1 pseudogene is annotated in these 290 nt (G+C 67.6%); it reads right to left on the reverse strand.

Annotation, left to right across the window (positions count from 1 at the left end):
- Positions 1–290, reverse strand: a pseudogene (locus D9V41_RS18200) (DNA-binding protein); the annotation flags it as partial.

Here is a 290-nt window from a genome sequence, read left to right on the forward strand (position 1 = left end):
CCACTGCCGCAGCACCTCGGCGGTCTCCTCGGCGTCGAGCTCGACCGTGACCGCTTCTAGCCGGCTCGGCTGCGCGGCGCGGGCATAGGCGATCGCGCGCATCGTCGGCTTGTGAACCTTGCTCACCAGGACGATCCCATGCACGCGCGAGGGCAACGTGACGTCGCTGTCGTCGATCGCCAGTTCCTCGGCCACGCGGCGGTAGTGGCGATGGATGGCGCGCATCATGACGAACAGCGCGACCATGGCGCTGATCGCGATCCATGCGCCCGCGAGGAACTTGGTGATCA

Source organism: Aeromicrobium phragmitis, assembly GCF_003674095.1.
Lineage (GTDB): Bacteria > Actinomycetota > Actinomycetes > Propionibacteriales > Nocardioidaceae > Aeromicrobium > Aeromicrobium phragmitis.